This window comes from Chryseobacterium sp. SNU WT5, assembly GCF_007362475.1.
In the GTDB taxonomy this organism is placed as follows: Bacteria; Bacteroidota; Bacteroidia; order Flavobacteriales; family Weeksellaceae; genus Kaistella.
In genome coordinates this window covers 1,073,095-1,094,141 of record NZ_CP041687.1, presented here as the reverse complement: position 1 = coordinate 1,094,141, position 21,047 = coordinate 1,073,095, and the positions used below count along the sequence as shown (strand labels likewise).

Here is a 21,047-nt window from a genome sequence, read left to right as displayed (position 1 = left end):
TTTATCGCAAATAATTCTTTAATGAAGATATTAATAGTAGAAGACGAAGTACAAATGCTTGAAAATATGACTAAAAACCTTTTGGCGGAAGGCTATTTGGTTGAAACTGCAAGCAATTTTGTACAGGCTCAAGAACGCATCGGCGTTTATGAATATGACTGTATTCTTTTGGATATCAATCTTCCCGACGGAAACGGTCTGGAACTTCTTAAAATTATCAAAGAGAAAGGTTTACAAGACGGCGTGATCATCGTTTCTGCGAGAGATTCTTTGGATGATAAATTGCAGGGATTGGATCTTGGCGCGGATGATTATCTCCCGAAACCTTTTCATATGGCTGAACTTCGTGCCCGTGTGAAAGCAGTTTTACGAAGAAAAAAATTTGAAGGTCATGATGAAATGAAAATAGGAAACATTTCGATTAATACTTCAAACAGAACATTATTTATTGAAAACAAAGAAGTGGAACTGAACCGAAAGGAATATGATGTTCTGCTTTATTTAGCCTCAAATAAAGATCGGTTGGTCAATAAAAATGCATTGGCAGAGCACGTTTGGGGAGACAACATCGATCAGGCAGACAGTTTTGACTTCATCTATTCTCAAATAAAAAATTTACGTAAAAAACTTGATTCTAACAGCGCTGATATTGAAATAAAGGCGGTATATGGAATTGGGTACAAAATGCAGAATAAGTGAAACTTCTTAATTACACTTCTACCTATTTTTCTGTTATGCTTTTGGGATTACTTTCCATTTGGGCAGTAGTTTTTTATTACGCCATGTTCAATGAGATCTATGATAGTATCGATGATGGTTTGGAACACCGCAAAATGATTTTGATCGCCCGTGCAAACGAGGATCTATCACTTTTAGACAAACCACAATATGACGAATATTTATTCACGGTAAAGAAAGTTGATTATAATAACTATCGTGGTTTTAAAGATATTTACAAGGATTCTGTAATGTATATGGTTAATGAAAAAGATTATGAGCCGGTTCGTTTGCTGGAAAGTATCTTTAAAAAAAATGACGATTATTACAAAATATCCGTGGTTACTTCAATGGTAGAGGAAGATGATCAGATTAATAATCTATTAAAATATACCCTCATTTTATATGCCGTTTTGGTCCTCAGTATTTTGCTCTTAAATAATTTGTTTTTGCGAAAAGTGTGGCAACCTTTTTATAGAATTTTAGATCAATTAAAAGTGTATCAACTCGAAAAGAATGAACCCATTCATTATAAAGCGACGAATATTGAAGAATTTTCTTTGTTAAATAAAAGTATTGAAAAACTGTTAAACAGAACGCAGCAAAGTTATTCCAATCAAAAACAGTTTATAGAAAATGCCAGTCACGAACTGCAAACACCATTGGCTATTGCGATCAATAAACTGGAACTTTTATTTGAAGATGAAACATTAACCGAAACGCAGGCGGAACAATTGCAAGAGACTTTGGAAAATCTGGAAAGATTAACGAGGTTGAACCGTTCCCTTTTACTGATATCAAAAATTGAAAACGATCAGTTTCAAATGCGTGTAGAAGTAGACCTACAAGTTGTGATAGAAAAAAATATTTCAGATTTTTCTGAAATGCTTTATCATAAAAATCAAAAGATCAATTTTGATGCAGAACACAGAACTGTTAAAAATGCTAATCCGGATTTAATTTATATTTTATTTTCAAATCTGATTAAAAACAGCATCGCTCACGGGCAATCTGGCAGCGAAATCTCAATGAAACTGAGCGATAAAGATTTCGTGATCAGCAACTATTCGCAAAGAGATTCCTTACAAAACGAAGATATCTTCGAACGTTTCCAAAAAATAGGAAATAATCCAAATTCTACCGGTTTGGGACTTTCCATTGCCAAAAGTACCGCAGAAAAATTAGGGTTTACTTTGGAATATCATTTTCAAAATGGGCAACATTATTTTACGGTTGAGTTTAATTAAATCCTGCATTTTAAAATTTTTCCCAAATTCTTACAGTTTTGCCTCGCATATTTGCATTAAATAATTTAAAAATATGTCTAAAATAACTTATTTAATAGCACTTGCACTATCATTAAGTTTCGTTTCCTGTGAAAACGATATTACAACTTCAGAAGTTCCCTCGATTGTAGAAAATACTTTTAAAAGCAAATTTGTTCAGGCAAAGAATGTGGAGTGGGAGTTTGCAAATGATACGTATGAAGCAAGTTTTGACGTGGAAAACGTAGACCACGATGCGCTTTTGGACAGTTCCGGAAATCTCTTAAAATACAAACACAGAATTGATGGAACCGCCGTACCAGAAGGTATTAGAGCATTTCTTGCACAAAATCACCCCAAAGGAAAATGGGACGATGCGGAATATATTGTGGATGGAAATTCCAAATATTTTCAAATAGAACTGGAAGGTTTCTTTACTGATACAAAACTGGTTCTGGACAACAGTGGAAAAGAATTGTCTAACATTAAATATTGGAATTAAATTAACCATTAATTCTTAAAAAAATACTACGTCAACATTCTGAAATTGTAATGATATGAAGCATAATGAATAAAAGTTCTTCCCCAAAGAAAAGTAAACTGCCTTTTTATTTGTCTCTGCTTTTAGTCGCAATTTTGGTAATCAGTTATTTTGCAGTTCCGCCCGTAAATGATTTCTTTAAGGAAGCCTGGAGTGTACTTACCAGTGATGACGAAGCGCGGGTAAAAAAATGGGTAGAAGATTTTGGCTGGTTCGGTCCGGTCGTGATCGTTGTGGCAATGATCGTACAAATGTTTTTGCTAGTAATTCCTACCATTCTTTTGATGATCGTTTCCACACTTGCGTACGGACCAATTTGGGGAAGCATCATTAATTTTACTGCCGTGATTATTGCTTCATCTGTGGGTTATGCAATCGGAAAGTATCTGGGATTGTCTTTTATTGAGCGTTTATTAGGGGAAAAAACTACCAAAAAAATCACAACATTCATTGAAAATTACGGATTTTGGGCGGTAGTCATCACGCGGATCAATCCTTTTTTATCAAATGACGCCATCAGTTTTGTTGCCGGCATTCTCAAAATGAATTATTGGAAATTTATCAGTGCAACCGCCGTGGGAATTACACCCTTAATTTTACTGATCGCCATTACCGGTCAAAACACAGATTCTCTGAAGACGGGTTTACTTTATGGTTCTATTGCGAGTTTAATTGTTTTCGGAGGTTATATTTGGTGGGATAAAAAGAGAAGGTCTGTCAAATAATACTAGATCTCTCTAAAAATCCATCTTCTGGAATTACAGAATTTTTAATAATTCGGCAATTAACTGAAAATATAACATAAGCCTAAACCGGTCTGCGGGATCGTTGAGTTGAGAATTAGAATAGATCTCATTTTCTAAATTTAGAAATAGATCCCGCATCAGATTTAAAAGGTTAAAGACAGTTTCTTATTCAACTTCAGGATCTTTTATAAATTTAGAAGCCAACATTCCTCCAGCGAGTGACAATACGATTACGCCAAGTGACAACCATTCAGGGATTTCCACATGATGAGAAATGATCATTTTTACACCAACGAATGCCAATATTACCACCAAACTGTAATTGATGTATTTAAATTTATCCAACATACCCACAACTAAAAAGTACATCGACCGTAATCCCATTATAGCCAAAATATTAGAGGTGAAAACGATGAACGGATCCGCAGTAATTGCTAATATCGCAGGAATGCTGTCTATAGCAAAAAATACATCCGTCAATTCTATGATAATCAGTGCTACAAATAATGGCGTAGCATACTTTACACCATTTTTTATTACGAAAAATTTATCGCCTTCAATAGTTGTTGTAACGGGATAAACTTTAGCGATCCACTTATAGATCTTAAAATCGTGTGGGTCTTTTTGTTCGTTGTGACTGAATAACAGTTTAAGCGCAGTTAAGATCAAGAATACCCCAAAAACATAGATCATCCAGCTAAATTCTGTAATGAGTGCTACTCCAAAAACAATCATTATGGCTCTGAAAACAATCGCACCCAAAACTCCGTAAAAGAGGACTTCGTGCTGATACTTTTTAGGAATCGCAAAAGACGAAAATATGAGTGCAATAATAAAAATGTTATCAACACTCAAAGAGAGTTCGATTAAATAACCCGTTACGAATTTTAGAACTGCATTTGTTGGCGTGAGGTTCGTTGGGTTCGCGATCCAATTATTCTCAAAGGAAAGATAGACTACTCCCGAAAAAAGCAGGGCACACGTTACCCAGACACTGGTCCAAATGGCCGCTTCTTTTGTTTTTATTTCGTGAGGTTTGCGGTTAAAGACCCCTAAATCTAAGATCAGTGCAAAAATTACTACTGCAATAAATATTATCCAAACTATCATAAGCTATCGATTAAAATGGTGTTCTAATTTTTTAAAAATCAAATAGATCACCTAAAAGGCCCTTTTTCTTCTTATAGTATCTGTCCTTGTCAGAATAATATTGATCCTTATCGGAATAATATCTTTCTTGATTCGGGTAATTACTTCGCTGGGGAACTGGGGGTTGTTGAACCGGTGGTTGCTGAACGGAGCGTTCGATAATTTTATCGAGTTCACCGCGGTCTAACCAAACCCCGCGACAATCCGGGCAATAATCAATTTCGATTCCGTTTCGGTCTGCCATTGTTAAGGCAACATTACAATTTGGACATTTCATAATTTTCTATTTTTTATTAAATTGTTTGATTTGTATTTTCGTTTTTAGTCATTAGTTTTATGATAACTGGAGCTGTAACCAATAAAACCAGACCTATTAAAATATATTCTAAATTATTTTTAACCCATGGAATATCACCTAAAATGTAACCCAATGAGGTGATGCTTACAACCCAAATAATTGCACCAACGACATTGTACATCGCAAACTTTTTAAAGTTCATTTCCACTGTGCCGGCAATGATCGGTGCGAATGTTCTTACGATTGGTAAGAAGCGAGCAATAGCAATTGCAAAGCCTCCTCTTTTTTCATAGAAATCGTGCGCTGTCTGAATGTGTTTACGTTTCAAAAACCAGGTATCTTCTTTTCTGTTGACGACATGTTTGAATTTGTAGCCAAACCAATAGCCAAAAAAGTTTCCTAAAATTGTTGAACTCATAAATAATACCATCCAAAATAAAAGGTTGAAAATTTGCGTCTCAAAAGGGTATGGCGTTTCATTGGCAGAAGCAATGACCATTCCTGAAACGAACAAAAGAGGATCGCCTGGTAGAAAAAAACCAATGATAATTCCTGTTTCAATAAATAAGATCAGCAGAACTAAATATAATCCGCCATTTTTCATGATCCAATCCGGATCTAAAAGGTGTTGAAGGGATTCTAATATAAAATCCATTTGCAGTAAGTTTTTTAATTCTTGACAAAAGTAGTTAAACTATTTTAAATAGTAGTAATACTATCATAAAAAAAAGTAAAGTTTTTTTCGGTAGATTTGTACAAACTTTTTCAGGAAAGAATTAATACCTATGGAATACCAGTTCAAAATAAAAATGAATGAAGATTTATATCTTCGTAATCCTGAAGACACGGATTTGGGAAGAAAAATTCTGAAACACAGTGTAGAACTGATTTATAAGTTAGGATTCGAAGCTTTTACTTTTAAAAAACTCGCCGAAGAAATTAGTTCAACAGAGGCGGGTATTTATCGCTATTTTGAAAACAAGCATAAATTATTGATTTATATTACTGCGTGGTATTTTGGATGGATAGAATTTCAGATCAATTTCCAGACGAATAACATCAAAGATCACAAAGTCAAACTGCAAAAAATAATAAACCTGTTAACATCTCCCATTGAAGATGATAAGCAAACGAGTTATATAGATGAAAGTCTTCTGCATCCCGTAATCGTGGCGGAAGGTTCCAAAGCCTATTTAACGAAACAAGTGGAGGAAGATAATAAATCAGAATTTTTTCAACCTTACAAAGATTTATGCACCTTGATCGGCAATGTCATTTTAGCATACAATCCAAATTATAAGTTTCCCAAATCTTTAGCGTCAACGATCGTAGAAATAGCGCATTTTCAAAACTTTTTCATGCACAATCTTTCCTCACTGACCGATTTCAGCAAAAGAAATAAAGAGACTGAAATAGTTGAATTTCTAAATGATTTGGTTTTTTCAAGTTTGGACAGATCTTAACTTTTTTAAACTATGTATTTTGCAATGTTAAGATATGTGGTTTTGCGAATCGCTTGAAAATTACGATATTATTTTGTTTATAGATAAATGTAGCTATTTTTCACAAAAACTCAATTGAAAAATACTATCGAGAACGTTATTAATAAATTTGGTGATGTTTAAATTAAAAATTATAGAAAAAAAAATCAAGAATTTTAGTCCCTGATTCAGTCCCTATGAATAATAAAAACCTGTAAATTAATAACTTACAGGTGTGTTGTAGAGAGGATGGTACTTTTGGCATAACCCAATATACCATTTTAAAACATCATTTCATTGAAAATAAGCAAGTTAGATAAATTTAAACAATCGTAAACCATCAGCAAAACCATTAAACAATCCCGAATTTAGTCCCTGATTTTTGAAGTAGGGACTAATTATAGCGTAACCAGTATAATGATTAAAGATCGTAATGTAGTTAGCATTTACAATAGAGAGAGTATATTTTATACCCACAGAAATTTATAATGAGATCCTAAATTTAAAACTGATTTTCATTTTAAATAAAAGCAAATGATGGTCTTTCAATAAATTAAAATAACTATATTTGTTACGGATTACTTATAAATGCATATTAATTCTAAAATACTATTTTCCTGTTTTATACTGGTTTTATTTCTAGTACCTAATCTTGTATTCGGGTGCGCCATAAATAAAAAGACTGATAAAGTAGAAAAATCGGTGACTGCATTAGAGTTCAGGCAATCATTCGCCGAGATACAGCCGGAATGTTCCAGCGGAGACTGTGAAGATGAATGTTGCCATCCTAAATCCCATCAATGTTCAACCGGTGATTGTTCCGGTAACTGCAGTGGAAATACTTGCAGTTCTTCTCAATATCCAGTGCTCGCTAATAGCGATAAGTTTCTAAATTCTCAAAACAAGTTTGATTTTACTTCCAAAAGATCGCAATTCTATTATCTTAGTCCATTTTATTCCAGTGGATTTCACACCATTTGGCAACCGCCAAAAATAGGTTAAATACCGTTCTTACAGCCCGAGTTATGCGATGTTCTAAAGTGCGTTTGTCCTTTATTAACTCGTTATACTTATTGTGCTCAACTTTTTGATCTACCGAAATGCTACTATGGTCATATTCATAATAGTATACGATTAACTCGTAGAGCCAGTCTATGCGTCACGCATCTTTTAATTCAATCTTAATCTTAAATCTAAATTTCATGAAAAATTTGACATTTGGAATAATGGCCGTATTGGCCTTGTTTCTCTATTCTTGTAACAGTCCTGAAACCAATAATAACAATGAAATTGTAAATGCTGCTGTCGTTAATGGTCAGCCCAAAGTTGGCGACCTTCTTCCAAACGATGAAGTATGCATGGTGAATAATGCCTACATGGGTAAAAAACAACTGGAAGTAAAATATGACGGCAAAATTTATTACGGCTGTTGCGCAGATTGTCAGGAGAAGATCCCGACCCAAGAAAGCGCACGTATTGCTTTGGATCCAGTATCTAAGAAACCGGTCGATAAAGCAACTGCGATTATTGCAAAGGCAGACGAAAATGATAATGTATTGTATTTCGAAAACCAATCCAACTATGAAACTTATTTCAATAATTAATAACTTAAAAATCAAAACAATGAAAATAGCAGTAATAGGTCTTTTGACCCTTGGCGCATTAACAGTAAGTGCCTGTAAAGAAAACAAAGAACAAACCGCTAATACCACCATGCAGCACGATATGAACGGCATGAAAGATGGCGAAACAATGGAGGGTATGTCCATGAATGAAAACATGACCGTTGTTGAAGCCAAAAAATCCTCCGCCAATCTGGATAATCTCACTTCAAACTATATGCAACTAACTTCAGCGCTCGCAGATGATAATGCTGGGGAGGCAGCTTCTTCCGGTAAAGATATGGTACAGTCGCTAGCGAAAATTGACCAAACCAGTTTTTCGACGGAGCAAAAAAAAGAATACGCAGATATCGTCGCTGAGATTAAAGAACATGCAGAACACATCGCGGAAAATGCTGGAAATATCGAACATCAAAGAGAACATCTGGATTTGTTAAGTGCAGATTTTTATGATTTGGTTAAAGATTTCGGCGCTTCAAAGCCGGTTTATAAAGTCTTCTGCCCAATGTATAATGACAGCAAAGGTGCTTTCTGGTTAAGTTCTTCTAAAGACGTTAAAAATCCTTATTACGGTAAAGGAATGCTTACCTGTGGGGAAGTGCAGGAGGAAATTAAGTAAACTGATAAAATATAATGATTCAAAATTTAATAAGATTATCTCTTAAAAACCGATACTTTGTACTGCTGATTGCAGCAGGTCTGTTTATCTGGGGGATCTTTGCCGTCCGAAATAATCCGATTGATGCGATTCCTGATTTGAGTGAAAATCAGGTAATCGTCTTCACGGAGTGGATGGGAAGAAGTCCACAGATCATCGAGGATCAGGTAACTTTTCCCTTGGTCAGTAATCTGCAGGGGATTCCGAAAATTAAAAATATTCGAGCGTCCTCCATGTTTGGGATGAGTTTCGTGTATGTTATTTTCGACGATGATGTCGATATTTATTGGGCAAGAACACGGGTCATGGAACGGCTCAATTATGCACAGCGATTACTTCCACAAGATGTTACTCCGACGCTCGGGCCCGATGGTACAGGCGTAGGTCATGTGTACTGGTATCATTTAGATGCACCAGACATGGATCTGGGCGATCAGCGTGCCTTACAGGATTGGTATATCAAATTTGCCCTACAAACAGTACCTGGCGTTTCAGAAGTCGCCTCTTTTGGTGGGTTCGAAAAACAATACCAACTGGTGATCGATCCGGTAAAATTGCAATACTACAATATTTCCTTATTAGACGTAATGAAGGCGGTGAAGACCAATAATAATGACGTCGGTGGCCGAAAATTCGAGATGGCAGATATGGCTTACATCATTCGCGGTCTTGGTTACATCAATAATATTGAAGATATCGAAAACATTGGCGTCGGCAATAATCAGGGCATTCCAGTTCGTGTGAAAGATGTTGCATCAGTGCAAATGGGTGGCGATCTGCGGACGGGTATTTTTGATGTTGACGGCAAAGGTGAGGTAGTGGGCGGAATTATCGTTGCGCGCTACGGTGAAAACGCCGATAAAGTGATCAATGATGTAAAAGAGAAAATGAAAGAGGTAGAAAAAGGACTTCCGGAAGGGGTTACTCTAAAAACATCTTATGATAGAAGTACTCTTATAGAGGCAGCAATAGATAATATTAAAACCAAACTCGTTGAAGAAATGATTGTGGTGGCTATTATTGTCATTGTTTTTCTTTTTCACTGGCGCAGTGCTTTGAGTATTATTATTCAAATCCCGATCACTATTGCGATTGCCTTTATTTTGCTCAATGCTTTTGGACTTTCCTCCAACATCATGTCGCTTACAGGAATTGCCTTAGCAATTGGGGTTATCGTAGATAACGGAATTATAATGTCTGAAAATGCGTACAAAAATCTGTCGGATTGGCAGAATCATAATCAAAACAAAAACTCCTAATAATGAAGACCGATTGGTTTAAAAATATATTCCGGAAGAAAAGTAAAAAGCCGGATAGTTATAAAAAAATACCCGAAGATATTCGGATGAGTATTATTGAGAAATCATGCAAGCAGGTCTCAAGAGGCGTATTTTTTTCTACAGTGATTATTGTGGTTTCATTTCTCCCCGTATTTATGTTGACGGGGCAAGAAGGAAAACTGTTTCATCCTTTGGCTTATACCAAAACTTTCATACTGATAGTTGATGCGTTTTTGGTCCTTACTTTGGCACCAGTGCTCATATCCTTTTTTATGAAAGGAAAGTTTAAAGATGACAGTACAAACCCTATTAATAGAGGCTTGGAAAGGTTTTACGAACCTTTGATCAGATGGTGTATCAAGTGGCGAAAAACAACGCTGGGCATCAATCTTCTCGCTCTTTTAATTAGTATTCCGATGGTGCTGAATCTCGGTCGGGAGTTTATGCCGCCTTTGGATGAAGGATCGATTCTTTTTATGCCGGTAACGCTGCCTGATATTTCGAATTCGGAAGCAAAAAGATTGCTGCAGGTTCAGGATAAAATTATTAAAAGTGTTCCGGAGGTAGATCATGTTTTAGGTAAAGCCGGTAGAGCGAATACTGCGACCGACAATTCGCCCATTTCCATGATTGAAACCATTATTTTATTAAAACCTCAAGATGAATGGAGAGAGGGAACAACCAAGGAAGGTTTGATCAATGAATTGAATGCTAAACTTCAGATTCCAGGTGTCACTAATGGCTGGACAATGCCTATTGTCAACCGGATCAATATGCTTTCCACCGGAATCAGAACTGATGTCGGTGTTAAAGTATACGGTGAAAATTTAGATAGTATTTACGCCTTATCTCAACAAATTAAAAATGAACTTGTTGGTATCGATGGTATTCAAGACATGTTTGTAGAACCAATCACTGGTGGTAAATACATCGATATTGAAGTTAAAAGAGATGAAATCAGTAGATATGGTTTAAGTGTGGATGATGTAAACGCCGTGGTAGAAAGTGCTTTGGGTGGTATGAAACTGACCACGACCATCGAAGGTCGGCAGCGTTTTTCGGTGAATGCACGCTATGGGCAAGATTTTCGGAATAATATAGAATCGCTCCGCAGATTGCCTTTACAAACCATGAAATTTGGTTCGATCCCTTTAAATAATGTAGCAGATATACAACTCTCCGAAGGCCCTCCCATGATTAATTCAGAAAACGCCATGTTGCGTGGCGCAGTTTTATTCAATGTGCGAGACCGGGATTTAGGAAGTACCGTAGAAGAAGCCAAGAAAAGGATAGATACCAAAATGGCAAAAATGCCAAAAGGATACTATGTTGAGTGGAGCGGCCAATACGAGAATTTGATTCGAGGCGAACAAACTTTAAAGATGATAATGCCCATCGTGCTCATCGTCATTTTTCTCTCCATGTATTTTGCTTTTAACTCTTATCGCGAAGCGTTTTTTAATCTTATCAGTATTCCTTTTGCCTTAATTGGCGGTGTTTTTATGGTTTCGATTTGGGGCGTGAATCTTTCCGTCGCAGTGGCAGTCGGGTTTATCGCACTTTTCGGACTCGCCGTAGAAACCGGAATTGTAATGGTCATTTATCTCAACGATGCCATGGTGCAATTGGTAGCTAAGAATGGAAACTCTCGGGAAACCATAACCAATGAGGAACTGCGCGAATATGTTATTTACGGTGCCGCCAAACGGTTGAGACCAAAAATAATGACTGTTTGTGTGACCTTATTTGGATTAGTCCCGATTCTTTGGAGTCACGGCGTCGGAAGTGATATGATGAAACCTATTGTTTTACCAATGGTGGGTGGCGTTTTCACTTCGGCGATTCATATTCTTTTGGTTACGCCAATCATCTTTTTGATGCAGAAAGAATGGGAGCTGAATAAACTCGGGAAAATAGATGTACTTGATGCTTCCCATTAAAAATTTAATGATAATAGAAATGAAGAAAATAACACTCCTACTAATAATTGCCTTTTTTTCCGGCAAAATGGGAGCGCAGCAAATGCCTTTGTCTGAAATTTTAGACAGTATTGCTGCCAATAATCCGGTCGTAAAAATGTACGATGCCGAAGTGAGATCACTCGACGCAGCCGCCAAAGGTTCCAGAAGTTGGATGCCACCGACGGTTGGTGCAGGTCTTTTTATGACGCCTTACAATCCACAGCGTTGGAGCAGAAAAGGTGATATGCTGGGTATGGGTTCTTTTGCAGTTTCGGTCGAACAGATGATTCCGAATAAAAAGAAACTGGATGCCAATGAAAATCTAATGCTTGCGTTGTCATCTGTCGAAAGAGAAAAATTGTCTGCCACCTTGAATGAAAACTTTCAGGATGCAAAAAAACTCTACTACGACTGGATCGTCCTGGACAAGAAAATAAAAGTAGTTAAGGATAATAAAAACATGCTGGACTTCATGATACGGAATGCAGAAATTAGGTATAAAAACGGCCTCGGAAAAATTTCTGCTTACTACAAAGCCAAAGCGGCACTCGGTTCAGCAGATAATATGCAACTCATGTATGATAATGATATTAAGGTTAAAAGAATTCGCCTGAACGCTTTGATGGGAAGAAACGCAATGGAAGAACTGGAAGTACAGCCTGATTTTACTTTAAATGAATATGGGTTGGAACTTTTTGATCCAGAACTTTTTTATCAAAACAGAAGCGATTTGCGTGGTATTGACAAAGAAATTGACATCGCAAAATTGAAACAGGATCTGGAAAAACAAAATTTGCGACCAGAATTCGGTGTAAAATTCGAAAATATGTTTGCATTTGGAGGTCAGCCTATGCAGTATACCCTTATGGTGATGGCGAAGATTCCTTTGGTTCCGTGGGCTTCTAAAATGTATGACGCCAATATCGAAAGTTTACAGATCAAAGAAGAAGCACTGCTTGCCCAAAAAGCCGTCATGGTGAATGAATACAGCGGTCGAGCATATGGAATGCGCAATGAATTAGAACTGAATAAAAAACAGATTCAATTGTATGAAAACACCATTATTCCGGCTTTGAAAAACAATTACAAATTAATGCAATTGGGCTACGAGCAAAATACGGAGGATCTTTTTACGCTTTACGATGCGTGGGAAAAACTCAATATGACTCAGTTAGAATATTTTGATATTCTTACAAAAGCGCTCCAGGCTCAAACCGAATTAGACCGATTACTTGAAAGAAGATGAAAAAAATAATACTATTCACGTTAATGCTGTTCACTTTATCAGCTTGTGAAAAATTAAAATTCTGGGAAGACTCGCACTCGCAAGCTGCGGGACTGCATACTTATACCTGCCCAATGCATCCTGAAATAATTTCAGATAAACCTGGAAAATGTCCGAAATGCGGAATGGATCTGGTGCTGAAAGATGCGCCTGCACAAAAAGAAGATGGTATCAAACTGGACGATCTTTTACAACCCACCAATAACTATGTTGTTTCTCAGTTGCCTGTTATTCGTCTATCGAAGGAAAATATTCCAACCACCGTTGATGCATTGGGCATTGTAGATTACGACACGCGCCAGATCGGAACGATCTCTTCCCGAATTGCCGGAAGGATCGAGAAATTGTATGTTCGGTACAAATTCCAAAAAGTTTCCAAAGGTCAACGGATTTTGGACATTTACAGTCCAGAGTTACTCACGGCACAGCAAAATCATTTATTCGTGTTGAAAAATGACCGTTCAAACGCTATGATGATCAATGCATCCCGACAAAAATTGCTTCTTTTGGGAATGCCAGCGTCACAGATTCAAAGTATCAGCAGGAAAGGTAAACCAGATTTGAGTGTTCCTGTCTTTAGCAATTACAGCGGATATATTCAATCTGCCGGAGGTATGGCAAACCAGTCACAACCGACTGAAGTAATGCAGGCCAATTCAGTTACTGCAGAATTGCCACTTAAAGAAGGTATGTATCTGCAAAAAGGAGAAAATATATTTACGGTGTACAATCCCAATCGAAGTTGGGCACTCCTCAATATTTTTGCAGAAGATATTGCTTTGGTGAGCAAAGGGCAGTCGGTTACCGTTATTCCGCAAAACGATCCGTCAAGTCGGTTTAAAGGTACCATTGATTTTATTGAACCTTTCTTCCGTCCGGATAGCAAAACAGTTACAGCAAGAGTTTATTTCGACAACAGCGTAGCGAAAATACCGATTGGTACTCAGGTAAATGCCGAAATTTCAAGCCACTCTAAATCAGCCGATTGGTTACCAAAAACAGCCGTAGTTTCTTTGGGTATTGATAAAATTGTCTTTAAGAAAGCACCTGGCGGTTTCACTGCTCACAAAGTCGGAACCGGCGCTATCGTAAAAGATAAAATTGAAATTGTAAGTGGGTTGAAACCCGAAGACGAAGTAGCAGAAAATGCTCAATATCTCATGGATAGTGAAAGTCTGATAAAAGTAAACAAGTAAATAAACAAAAAATGAAATTCAATATTCTAGTAATGGTACTGCTGGTTTTTCTCTTTTCCTGTAAAAAAGAAGAAGATCCACACGCGAACCACGATATATACTACACCTGCTCAATGCATCCACAAATCGTGGCAGACAAACCTGGTAAATGTCCCATTTGTCATATGGATCTTGTTCCTGTAGAGAAGAAAAAAAATGATGATCCGAACGCACTTGTACTGAATGATGAGCAGATCAAACTGGGCAATATAAAAACAGTCAGTCTCGGAAATGATGAATTGTCCGACAAATTAACACTTACTGGAACACTCAATTTCAATCAGTATAAAATGCATTCTGTCAGTTCCCGCGTCATGGGCAGAGTGGAAAAATTGTACTATAAAAACATCGGCGAATTCGTTCCTCAAGGTTCTCCTTTAATAGAAATTTACAGTGAAGAACTGAATAATGCCAAACAGGAATATCTTTTGGCATTAGAGCGGCAACATCTTTTTAAAGGAAATACCTCCATCGATTTCGATCAGTTGCTCCAAAGTTCCCGCAATAAACTTTCGCTGTGGGGAATGTCTAAAGGTCAGATCGCCCAGTTGGAAAGAACGCGAAAAGCACCGCTCACTACCACAATATATAGTACTGGGTCAGGATACATCACAGATTTAAATATATCAGAAGGTGCATATCTCTCAGAAGGTGGAACCATTTTGACGCTTGCCGATCTTTCTACACTTTGGGCAGAAGCTCAGGTTTATTCTTCGCAAATGGCACTGATCCATCGGGATACAAAAGTGATCGTTTCCATCCCCGATATGGATAATTTGAAAATTGAAGGAAAAATCGATTTTACCAATCCAGAAATAAATTCCGCCAGCAGAATAAATCTGGTGCGGGTTTCCATTCCCAACAAAGATAATTTGCTAAAACCCGGAATGCCGGTTTATGTTTTGGTAGAAAACGAGTCCCGCAAAACGCTGACTTTGCCAACAGACGCTGTGATTCGTGATGGAAAAATGGCGACGGTTTGGGTAAAAACTGCAAAAAATACCTTCGTCAATAAAATGGTGAAAACAGGTTTAGAAACGGACGACCGTATTGAAATTTTGTCGGGCGTCAAAGAAGATGATGAGATTGTGATTTCGGGAACTTATCTGCTCAATAGCGAATATATTTTCAAAAAAGGTGCAGATCCAATGGCGGGTCACGATATGTAAAATTTTCATCAAGTTCATGCATTCAACATCTCCATGGATTCAAATTACAAAAAAACTATTCAAATTATTAACCATTAAAACACCAAAATGAAAACAACTTTATATATAAAAAATATGGTGTGCGACCGCTGTAAGACGGCGGTGATTCGAGAGCTAAATGCTTTAGGCTATCATATTGATTCTTTGGAATTAGGGCAAGTTGTGCTGGATCAGGATACGCCAGTTGAGATTTCTAAATTGGAAAAGATTTTACAAGAACTCGGTTTTGAATTGTTGATAGACGAAACAGATGTATTGGTTGAAAAAATAAAAACAGCAATTATCAATAAAGTTGAAAATCAAGACCATTCTAATCTTTCTATTTTTTTAAGTTCGACCTTTAATAAGTCTTATCCTGTCTTGAGTAAATTATTTAGTTTAAAGGAAGGTATTTCCATCGAAAAATACAGGATTAATTTACAGATGGAAAAAGTAAAGGAAATGATCCAGTTAGGAGAATTGAATTTTTCAGAAATAGCCTACACTTTAGATTATAACAACAGTGGACATTTAGCGAAACAGTTTAAACATGAAACAGGGATGTCTATGACGGAATTTAAAAATATTCGGAAGTGGGATAGAAAATCTATCGATGATATTGTGTAAGTAATAAACCGAATTCTACCAAGGGATGGAAATTTGATTTCCTACATTTGTATAGTAAGAAATAAATATCCAAAGACTTAAACATTTAAATTTCAAGGGTTTCCCTTCAAAGCAGTGTAAAAAATCTCTGCAAATTATTTTTGCAAAGTCTATTTTGTTCCAAACAAAAGTAAATCTTGGAAGTAATAAAACCCAAGTTACATTGAGCATCTATGCTCCGACATTAGTCAGTAAACTTTTTCGAAGAATTATACATTAGAGAAGAGATGATGGATAATTCGAATGCGAAAGTTCTCTTCAAAAATTGATAGAATTAATTATTGTTATCTACAATTCTATCACCGGTCTTTTTAATCGTGACATCAACATTAGTCAAAATTCTATGCTGTAAAACTAATTGCAGTTAATATCGCTGTACTTTATATTTTGACTTCTACCAATTTTCAAATCGATTTATGAACATATAATTACAAAATCAATATTATGAAAAATTTAGCAATCACTTTATCTGCATTTGGACTTATCGTCTTAAGCAGTTGTGTACAACAGTCATCAGTGAAATCAATGCTTGAAAATCCTGCTCAAAGACAGGAAGCTATTAAAACAATTGCAGAAAATTCGCAATATAAAAAAGAATTCATGGGAATTGCAATGGGAAATAGTAGTGCAATGCCAATGATGCAGGGAAAAGAAAATATGATGGGGTCAATGATGAAGGAAGATCAAATGAAAATGATGATGAAGGACAGCACAATGATGCACTCCATGATGGACGGTATGATGAAAGATGGTAAAATGATGGGAACAATGATGAAGAAAATGCACGATAAAGGTATGATGAGCAAGGATTGTATGAAGTCCTGCACAACAATGATGGAGGGTAAAGGTATGGATATGAAGGGAATGAAAAAGATGAGTACAGGCGATTCGCCAGTAATGGATGATCATAAAAATCATCATTAGAAATAATACTGGAAAAATAAAAATGTGACGTGCAAAATAAAGCAATAGCACTTGCAAATACAGTTATTGAAACTAATTATTAACAACTTAAAAATTAAAATTATGCACTACTACGACGGAAGTTTTGGAGGTATGCACCTAATCTGGTGGATCCTATGGTTCTTATTTTTAGCCTGGATATTTTTTATTCCCGCAGATATTCCTTATCAAAAAAATAAAAAAGAAAGCCCATTAGATATTTTGAAAAAAAGATTTGCCCAAGGCGAGATAAGCAAGGAGGAATTTAATGAGGCGAAAACAATTATCAATTCGGCTACTTAACCTTTAAAAAAATATTATGTACAAATTAAATGTAAAAAAACTGGGATTTGCTTTAGGGCTAACAGGTGCAATTATTTATTTGGGTTGTATGTTGGTGATGGTTACCGCCGGAAAAGAAGGTGCAATAATTTTTTTCAATAGTTTGTTGCACGGCCTGGATGTTACGACCATTATTAGAATGAATGTGTCTTTACCGGAAGCCTTACTTGGAATCTTACAAACATTTATTTTAGGATTTATTGTGGGTGCTTTCATTGCGGCTTTTTACAACGCGCAGATCAAAACACACGATATAAAATCAGCAGAGAGTTTTTAAGTTCTAATAAGTTAGATAGATTAAGATTGTTATTCAGCGAAGTAATTGGAAATCTCAATTGCTTTCACCAATTCTTTAAATCAAATAAAAACAGATTTTAAATATGAAAAATTCCCAAACCGAAAAAAACAAACTATCCCTCATAGGTTCCATTTCATTGGGAACGGGAGTGATGATTGGGGCGGGGATATTTGTATTGATGGGACAGATCGCAGAATTAGTAGGAGATTTATTTCCCATAGTTTTCGTTGCAGGTGCAATAGTGGTCGGATTTAGTTCTTATTCTTACGTGAAATTTTCAAATGCTTTTCCCTCTTCGGGAGGCGTCGTGAAATTTTTAAATAAGTCTTATGGACCCGGAACGACTACAGGCGTTTTTTCTTTGCTAATGTATGTTTCAATGGTTGTTTCAGAAAGTTTGGTAGCCGGTACTTTTGGAGCCTATACCCTTCGTTTGTTTCCAGATAGTTTTTCGGGTTACGCTTCGATTCTTGGTGTTTTACTTTTGGTGACAGCGTATATCATTAATATTTTAGGAAATAAAGTGATTGGTGCAACTGCCACCTTTACAGCAATTATAAAGGTCGCAGGTATTGCATTACTCGCTGTTGCAGGACTCATCGTTTCAGGAATTGCAGATATTAAAGGCGATTATATTGCTAAAAATGCAGCAGAACTGCCACAAAGTTTTGGTTTTATCGCGGCGTTAGCGTTGGCCATTCTTGCTTATAAAGGTTTTACCACCATTACTAATCAAGGTGGGGATATTGTAAATCCACATAAAAATGTCCGACGTTCAATAATTATCTCTATTGTGATTTGTACTTTTATTTATGTCACGTTGGCACTTTCTGTAGCGGGCGGATTAAGTATCCCCGAAATTATCGAAGCAAAAGATTATGCTTTGGCGGCTGCTGCAAAACCGGTTTTTGGAGTTTGGGGTTCCTGGATCACTATTTTACTTGCCATTATAGCAACATTTTCAGGAGTGATAGCCAGCGTTTTTTCCTCTTCCAGATTATTAGGAATGTTGAGCAGTATGAAACAGGTGCCATCATTAAAACGGATGGGAAATTTTAAAAACCCAGCACTCATCTTTACTGTGACTCTCGCTATTTTGCTCACGATGTTGCTCAATTTAACGCGAATAGCATCGATAGGAGCCATCTTTTATTTAATCATGGATATTGCAATTCACTGGGGTTTGTTTAAGCATTTGAGGAAGGAAGTGAAATTTCAACCTGCTATTCCACTAATTGCGATTGTAATGGACGTCGCCATACTTTCTGCTTTTCTCTATATAAAATATTTAAGTGATCCTTTAATATTAATTGTGGCAGCGATTGGGATTGTTTTGATATTCATTGCGGAGCGATTATTTATGGCTTCTCACACCAATGTTAACGGGGAAATGGCAATGGGAATGGAAGACGAAGCAGATGCAGAAAAATAGAATGAGCTACAAGAATACAAAACTGAAATCGTAGAGATTTCTTTAATCAAATTAAAAAGACAAATTTATAATAAAACAATTTTTTAACAATTTAAATATATCATTATGAATCAAGTAGTAGAAATTAACGGCATGTCCTGCGGAGGTTGTATTAAAAGTGTAGAGAAAGCGCTGAAAACAATAGAGGGCGTAGAAACAGTGAATGTCACTCTAAATCCACCAGTAGCTAATTTAGAGACTAATCACTCCATAAGTGATGCAGACTTAAAGCATGCTTTGTCGAAAGAAGGACATTACAGTATTGCAGGGAGCTCCGAAGGTGATGGTGCACCAAAAAAATCTGGTGGCTGTGGTTGTGGCTAATGACAATCTGTAAAAATTTTAAAAGTATGTGAAGTAGACAAGTTGAAGAAGGTGAAAATTTCTTTTTCCTGTTTACTTAATATGCTTTTTAATCAGATCAAATTATTGTAAAGTTAAATTTAAAAATACAACAAAATGAAGAATATAGGATTAATAGGATATGACGTCATTGGTAAAAGAGTAGCCGATGCGATCAACAAGCAAAATTTCCTCATTGCAATATAGAGAAAGTTGAGATAGAAACCGGCACGCCACTTCTATATGAATTTGATTGTTGTCTTAACATATTAAACCATTCACATTTAAAATGAGAAATACCGAATTTTACCAATAAAAGATGTAATTATATAAATCTTTTTCCTTCTGTTTCGTATCTTTGTACAACCTTATGAAAAAGTATTTAGCCATAATGTTTACAGTTTTCTATTTCGGATTTTCATCCGGAATGGTTTATAATATTCATTATTGTATGGATAAGGTTTTTACATCGTTTTCAACTTCCACCAACACTTGCGGACTCTGTGGTAAAGAGAAGATGAATGACTGCTGCAAAAGTGAGATTAAAGTTTTAAAAACAGATGCCGCTCAAAAGGCAGATATTTCATTTATTGCGGACGCACCTTTTGTAGCCATCATTTCACAAGTATTCTATGCAGATTTCTTAACACCTGTTCTAGAAAGCAATCAATTTTCTATTCTAGTAAAAGCACCACCGGATAAGGCAGAATTGCCCTTATTTATTTCTTATTGTAATTTTAGAATTTAAAATAAAGTCCTCATTTTTCATCTGAAAAATGATTAGTAATCATGTCCAGTTTTTTGGACAATTCTTTATCAAAAACAATCTAAAATTATTACAATGAAAAAATTAATTTTCACAGCATTATTCTCAATATTTTCAATTCTAAATTTATCAGCTCAAACGACTGATGCCTCAATATCTAAATTGTACCAGAACTATATAAGCATCAAAGATGCTTTGGTTACAGACAATTCAGACGCCGCCTCAAAAGCAGCGAACGAGTTTATAAAATCTGTCTCTATGGTAGATTATAAAGTTTTGTCGGAAGGCAATCTGGACGTACTTCGAAAAGATGCTTCCACCATTGCAGAAAGCAGAAGTATAGAAACCCAGCGGGAATCTTTTGCAAAATTATCTGCTAACATGATTGAATTGGCAAAAAAGTTTAAAATGGCAGATTCTTCTGTATTTGTACTTTATTGCCCGATGCAGGATGCCTCTTGGTTAAGCGCTCAAAAAGAAGTTAAAAATCCTTTTTATGGTAGCGCTATGCTTACTTGCGGAAGTATGAAATCAGAATTAAAATAAATTCAATTGAGGTCTTTTTTGCAACATGAGTAAAAAATTCCTTTCAATTCTTAATTAAAGTAGAATCATATTCTTAATGAGTTTGTTCTACTTTAATCTAAAATTTATTGAATCTAATTTTGATCAAATTTCTGATTTTAATTTCTCTAAATTACAACTTTCACTGCTTCAATTTTAAGCAACTGAAAATTATTTCTTTAACCGAATTGTATCTATCTTAAACCAAATTATCATATGAAAAATAGTATT

23 protein-coding genes are annotated in these 21,047 nt (G+C 36.0%); 20 read left to right on the top strand and 3 right to left on the bottom strand.

Annotated features, from left to right (window positions below; genetic code table 11):
• Nucleotides 1-21 precede the first annotated feature (21 nt).
• The 4 genes from FNJ88_RS05200 to FNJ88_RS05185 all read left to right on the top strand — a co-directional run bounded on the left by FNJ88_RS05200 (nt 22) and on the right by FNJ88_RS05185 (nt 3,248).
• A complete protein-coding gene (locus FNJ88_RS05200) occupies nt 22-699 on the top strand; it encodes a response regulator transcription factor (RefSeq protein WP_143852164.1) in 678 nt (225 codons plus the stop codon).
• Nucleotides 696-1,964 (top strand): sensor histidine kinase, encoded by a 1,269-nt coding sequence (locus FNJ88_RS05195; protein WP_143852163.1) that lies wholly within the window; start codon nt 696-698, stop codon nt 1,962-1,964. The genes FNJ88_RS05200 and FNJ88_RS05195 overlap by 4 nt, the downstream gene beginning before the upstream one ends.
• A 73-nt stretch (nt 1,965-2,037) precedes the next feature.
• Nucleotides 2,038-2,484 carry a hypothetical protein gene (locus tag FNJ88_RS05190; protein ID WP_143852162.1) on the top strand — a complete coding sequence of 149 codons (447 nt, stop codon included), beginning with the start codon at nt 2,038-2,040 and terminating at the stop codon, nt 2,482-2,484.
• Nucleotides 2,485-2,549: 65 nt separating this feature from the next.
• Nucleotides 2,550-3,248 (top strand): TVP38/TMEM64 family protein, encoded by a 699-nt coding sequence (locus FNJ88_RS05185; protein WP_143852161.1) that lies wholly within the window; start codon nt 2,550-2,552, stop codon nt 3,246-3,248.
• Nucleotides 3,249-3,434: 186 nt separating this feature from the next.
• Here FNJ88_RS05185 and FNJ88_RS05180 read toward each other — a convergent pair whose 3' ends face one another.
• Genes FNJ88_RS05180 through FNJ88_RS05170 form a run of 3 tightly spaced genes read right to left on the bottom strand, consistent with a single transcriptional unit; the run spans nt 3,435 to nt 5,371 of the window.
• Nucleotides 3,435-4,379 (bottom strand): TerC family protein, encoded by a 945-nt coding sequence (locus FNJ88_RS05180; protein WP_143852160.1) that lies wholly within the window; start codon nt 4,377-4,379, stop codon nt 3,435-3,437.
• Between the two features lie 31 nt (nt 4,380-4,410).
• Entirely contained in the window at nt 4,411-4,695 is a 285-nt protein-coding gene (locus FNJ88_RS05175) for a zf-TFIIB domain-containing protein (protein ID WP_143852159.1), read from the bottom strand.
• Nucleotides 4,696-4,711: 16 nt separating this feature from the next.
• Nucleotides 4,712-5,371, bottom strand: coding sequence for a DedA family protein (locus FNJ88_RS05170; protein ID WP_143852158.1), 660 nt, complete (start codon nt 5,369-5,371; stop codon nt 4,712-4,714).
• Nucleotides 5,372-5,525: 154 nt separating this feature from the next.
• Between FNJ88_RS05170 and FNJ88_RS05165 the strand changes: the two genes are divergently transcribed.
• The 16 genes from FNJ88_RS05165 to FNJ88_RS05090 all read left to right on the top strand — a co-directional run bounded on the left by FNJ88_RS05165 (nt 5,526) and on the right by FNJ88_RS05090 (nt 20,798).
• Complete coding sequence (locus FNJ88_RS05165) at nt 5,526-6,179, top strand: TetR/AcrR family transcriptional regulator (protein ID WP_228414572.1); 654 nt, start codon at nt 5,526-5,528, stop codon at nt 6,177-6,179.
• Nucleotides 6,180-7,399: 1,220 nt separating this feature from the next.
• Complete coding sequence (locus tag FNJ88_RS05160; RefSeq protein WP_228414571.1) at nt 7,400-7,801, top strand: hypothetical protein; 402 nt, start codon at nt 7,400-7,402, stop codon at nt 7,799-7,801.
• A gap of 19 nt (nt 7,802-7,820) precedes the next feature.
• Nucleotides 7,821-8,438 carry a DUF3347 domain-containing protein gene (locus FNJ88_RS05155; protein WP_228414570.1) on the top strand — a complete coding sequence of 206 codons (618 nt, stop codon included), beginning with the start codon at nt 7,821-7,823 and terminating at the stop codon, nt 8,436-8,438.
• 14 nt (nt 8,439-8,452) lie between these two features.
• Nucleotides 8,453-9,736: an efflux RND transporter permease subunit gene (locus tag FNJ88_RS05150; RefSeq protein WP_143852155.1), complete on the top strand. Its 1,284-nt coding sequence runs from the start codon at nt 8,453-8,455 to the stop codon at nt 9,734-9,736.
• Between the two features lie 2 nt (nt 9,737-9,738).
• On the top strand, nt 9,739-11,697 hold the full coding sequence (locus FNJ88_RS05145; RefSeq protein WP_143852154.1) for an efflux RND transporter permease subunit: 1,959 nt from the start codon (nt 9,739-9,741) through the stop codon (nt 11,695-11,697).
• Between the two features lie 19 nt (nt 11,698-11,716).
• Nucleotides 11,717-12,964: a TolC family protein gene (locus FNJ88_RS05140; protein WP_228414569.1), complete on the top strand. Its 1,248-nt coding sequence runs from the start codon at nt 11,717-11,719 to the stop codon at nt 12,962-12,964.
• The gene (locus FNJ88_RS05135; protein ID WP_228414568.1) at nt 12,961-14,199 is read left to right on the top strand and encodes an efflux RND transporter periplasmic adaptor subunit; all 1,239 of its coding nucleotides are present in this window, start codon (nt 12,961-12,963) and stop codon (nt 14,197-14,199) included. Before FNJ88_RS05140 ends, FNJ88_RS05135 begins: the two co-directional genes overlap by 4 nt.
• A gap of 11 nt (nt 14,200-14,210) precedes the next feature.
• Nucleotides 14,211-15,407, top strand: coding sequence for an efflux RND transporter periplasmic adaptor subunit (locus FNJ88_RS05130; protein ID WP_143852152.1), 1,197 nt, complete (start codon nt 14,211-14,213; stop codon nt 15,405-15,407).
• An 87-nt stretch (nt 15,408-15,494) separates the two neighbouring features.
• Complete coding sequence (locus FNJ88_RS05125; protein ID WP_143852151.1) at nt 15,495-16,052, top strand: helix-turn-helix domain-containing protein; 558 nt, start codon at nt 15,495-15,497, stop codon at nt 16,050-16,052.
• Between the two features lie 483 nt (nt 16,053-16,535).
• Nucleotides 16,536-17,015 carry a hypothetical protein gene (locus FNJ88_RS05120; protein ID WP_143852150.1) on the top strand — a complete coding sequence of 160 codons (480 nt, stop codon included), beginning with the start codon at nt 16,536-16,538 and terminating at the stop codon, nt 17,013-17,015.
• A gap of 102 nt (nt 17,016-17,117) precedes the next feature.
• The gene (locus FNJ88_RS05115; RefSeq protein WP_143852149.1) at nt 17,118-17,336 is read left to right on the top strand and encodes an SHOCT domain-containing protein; all 219 of its coding nucleotides are present in this window, start codon (nt 17,118-17,120) and stop codon (nt 17,334-17,336) included.
• Between the two features lie 16 nt (nt 17,337-17,352).
• Nucleotides 17,353-17,652, top strand: coding sequence for a DUF5676 family membrane protein (locus tag FNJ88_RS05110; RefSeq protein WP_143852148.1), 300 nt, complete (start codon nt 17,353-17,355; stop codon nt 17,650-17,652).
• A gap of 103 nt (nt 17,653-17,755) precedes the next feature.
• A complete protein-coding gene (locus FNJ88_RS05105) occupies nt 17,756-19,105 on the top strand; it encodes an APC family permease (protein ID WP_143852147.1) in 1,350 nt (449 codons plus the stop codon).
• Between the two features lie 105 nt (nt 19,106-19,210).
• A complete protein-coding gene (locus FNJ88_RS05100; RefSeq protein WP_143852146.1) occupies nt 19,211-19,468 on the top strand; it encodes a heavy-metal-associated domain-containing protein in 258 nt (85 codons plus the stop codon).
• A gap of 388 nt (nt 19,469-19,856) precedes the next feature.
• Nucleotides 19,857-20,234: an HYC_CC_PP family protein gene (locus FNJ88_RS05095; RefSeq protein ID WP_143852145.1), complete on the top strand. Its 378-nt coding sequence runs from the start codon at nt 19,857-19,859 to the stop codon at nt 20,232-20,234.
• 93 nt (nt 20,235-20,327) lie between these two features.
• On the top strand, nt 20,328-20,798 hold the full coding sequence (locus tag FNJ88_RS05090) for a DUF3347 domain-containing protein (RefSeq protein ID WP_143852144.1): 471 nt from the start codon (nt 20,328-20,330) through the stop codon (nt 20,796-20,798).
• The last annotated feature ends 249 nt before the right edge of the window (nt 20,799-21,047 follow it).

Excerpts from the sequence above, each read along its gene's own strand:
- FNJ88_RS05140 (WP_228414569.1), top strand. The coding sequence starts at position 11,717 with ATGAAGAAAATAACACTCCTACTAATAATTGCCTTTTTTTCCGGCAAA.
- FNJ88_RS05135 (WP_228414568.1), top strand. The coding sequence starts at position 12,961 with ATGAAAAAAATAATACTATTCACGTTAATGCTGTTCACTTTATCAGCT.
- FNJ88_RS05155 (WP_228414570.1), top strand. The coding sequence starts at position 7,821 with ATGAAAATAGCAGTAATAGGTCTTTTGACCCTTGGCGCATTAACAGTA.
- FNJ88_RS05100 (WP_143852146.1), top strand. The coding sequence starts at position 19,211 with ATGAATCAAGTAGTAGAAATTAACGGCATGTCCTGCGGAGGTTGTATT.
- FNJ88_RS05120 (WP_143852150.1), top strand. The coding sequence starts at position 16,536 with ATGAAAAATTTAGCAATCACTTTATCTGCATTTGGACTTATCGTCTTA.
- FNJ88_RS05125 (WP_143852151.1), top strand. The coding sequence starts at position 15,495 with ATGAAAACAACTTTATATATAAAAAATATGGTGTGCGACCGCTGTAAG.
- FNJ88_RS05130 (WP_143852152.1), top strand. The coding sequence starts at position 14,211 with ATGAAATTCAATATTCTAGTAATGGTACTGCTGGTTTTTCTCTTTTCC.
- FNJ88_RS05170 (WP_143852158.1), bottom strand. The coding sequence starts at position 5,371 with ATGGATTTTATATTAGAATCCCTTCAACACCTTTTAGATCCGGATTGG.
- FNJ88_RS05190 (WP_143852162.1), top strand. The coding sequence starts at position 2,038 with ATGTCTAAAATAACTTATTTAATAGCACTTGCACTATCATTAAGTTTC.
- FNJ88_RS05180 (WP_143852160.1), bottom strand. The coding sequence starts at position 4,379 with ATGATAGTTTGGATAATATTTATTGCAGTAGTAATTTTTGCACTGATC.
- FNJ88_RS05110 (WP_143852148.1), top strand. The coding sequence starts at position 17,353 with ATGTACAAATTAAATGTAAAAAAACTGGGATTTGCTTTAGGGCTAACA.
- FNJ88_RS05200 (WP_143852164.1), top strand. The coding sequence starts at position 22 with ATGAAGATATTAATAGTAGAAGACGAAGTACAAATGCTTGAAAATATG.
- FNJ88_RS05145 (WP_143852154.1), top strand. The coding sequence starts at position 9,739 with ATGAAGACCGATTGGTTTAAAAATATATTCCGGAAGAAAAGTAAAAAG.
- FNJ88_RS05175 (WP_143852159.1), bottom strand. The coding sequence starts at position 4,695 with ATGAAATGTCCAAATTGTAATGTTGCCTTAACAATGGCAGACCGAAAC.
- FNJ88_RS05185 (WP_143852161.1), top strand. The coding sequence starts at position 2,550 with ATGAATAAAAGTTCTTCCCCAAAGAAAAGTAAACTGCCTTTTTATTTG.
- FNJ88_RS05115 (WP_143852149.1), top strand. The coding sequence starts at position 17,118 with ATGCACTACTACGACGGAAGTTTTGGAGGTATGCACCTAATCTGGTGG.
- FNJ88_RS05090 (WP_143852144.1), top strand. The coding sequence starts at position 20,328 with ATGAAAAAATTAATTTTCACAGCATTATTCTCAATATTTTCAATTCTA.
- FNJ88_RS05165 (WP_228414572.1), top strand. The coding sequence starts at position 5,526 with ATGAATGAAGATTTATATCTTCGTAATCCTGAAGACACGGATTTGGGA.
- FNJ88_RS05095 (WP_143852145.1), top strand. The coding sequence starts at position 19,857 with ATGAAAAAGTATTTAGCCATAATGTTTACAGTTTTCTATTTCGGATTT.
- FNJ88_RS05105 (WP_143852147.1), top strand. The coding sequence starts at position 17,756 with ATGAAAAATTCCCAAACCGAAAAAAACAAACTATCCCTCATAGGTTCC.
- FNJ88_RS05150 (WP_143852155.1), top strand. The coding sequence starts at position 8,453 with ATGATTCAAAATTTAATAAGATTATCTCTTAAAAACCGATACTTTGTA.
- FNJ88_RS05160 (WP_228414571.1), top strand. The coding sequence starts at position 7,400 with ATGAAAAATTTGACATTTGGAATAATGGCCGTATTGGCCTTGTTTCTC.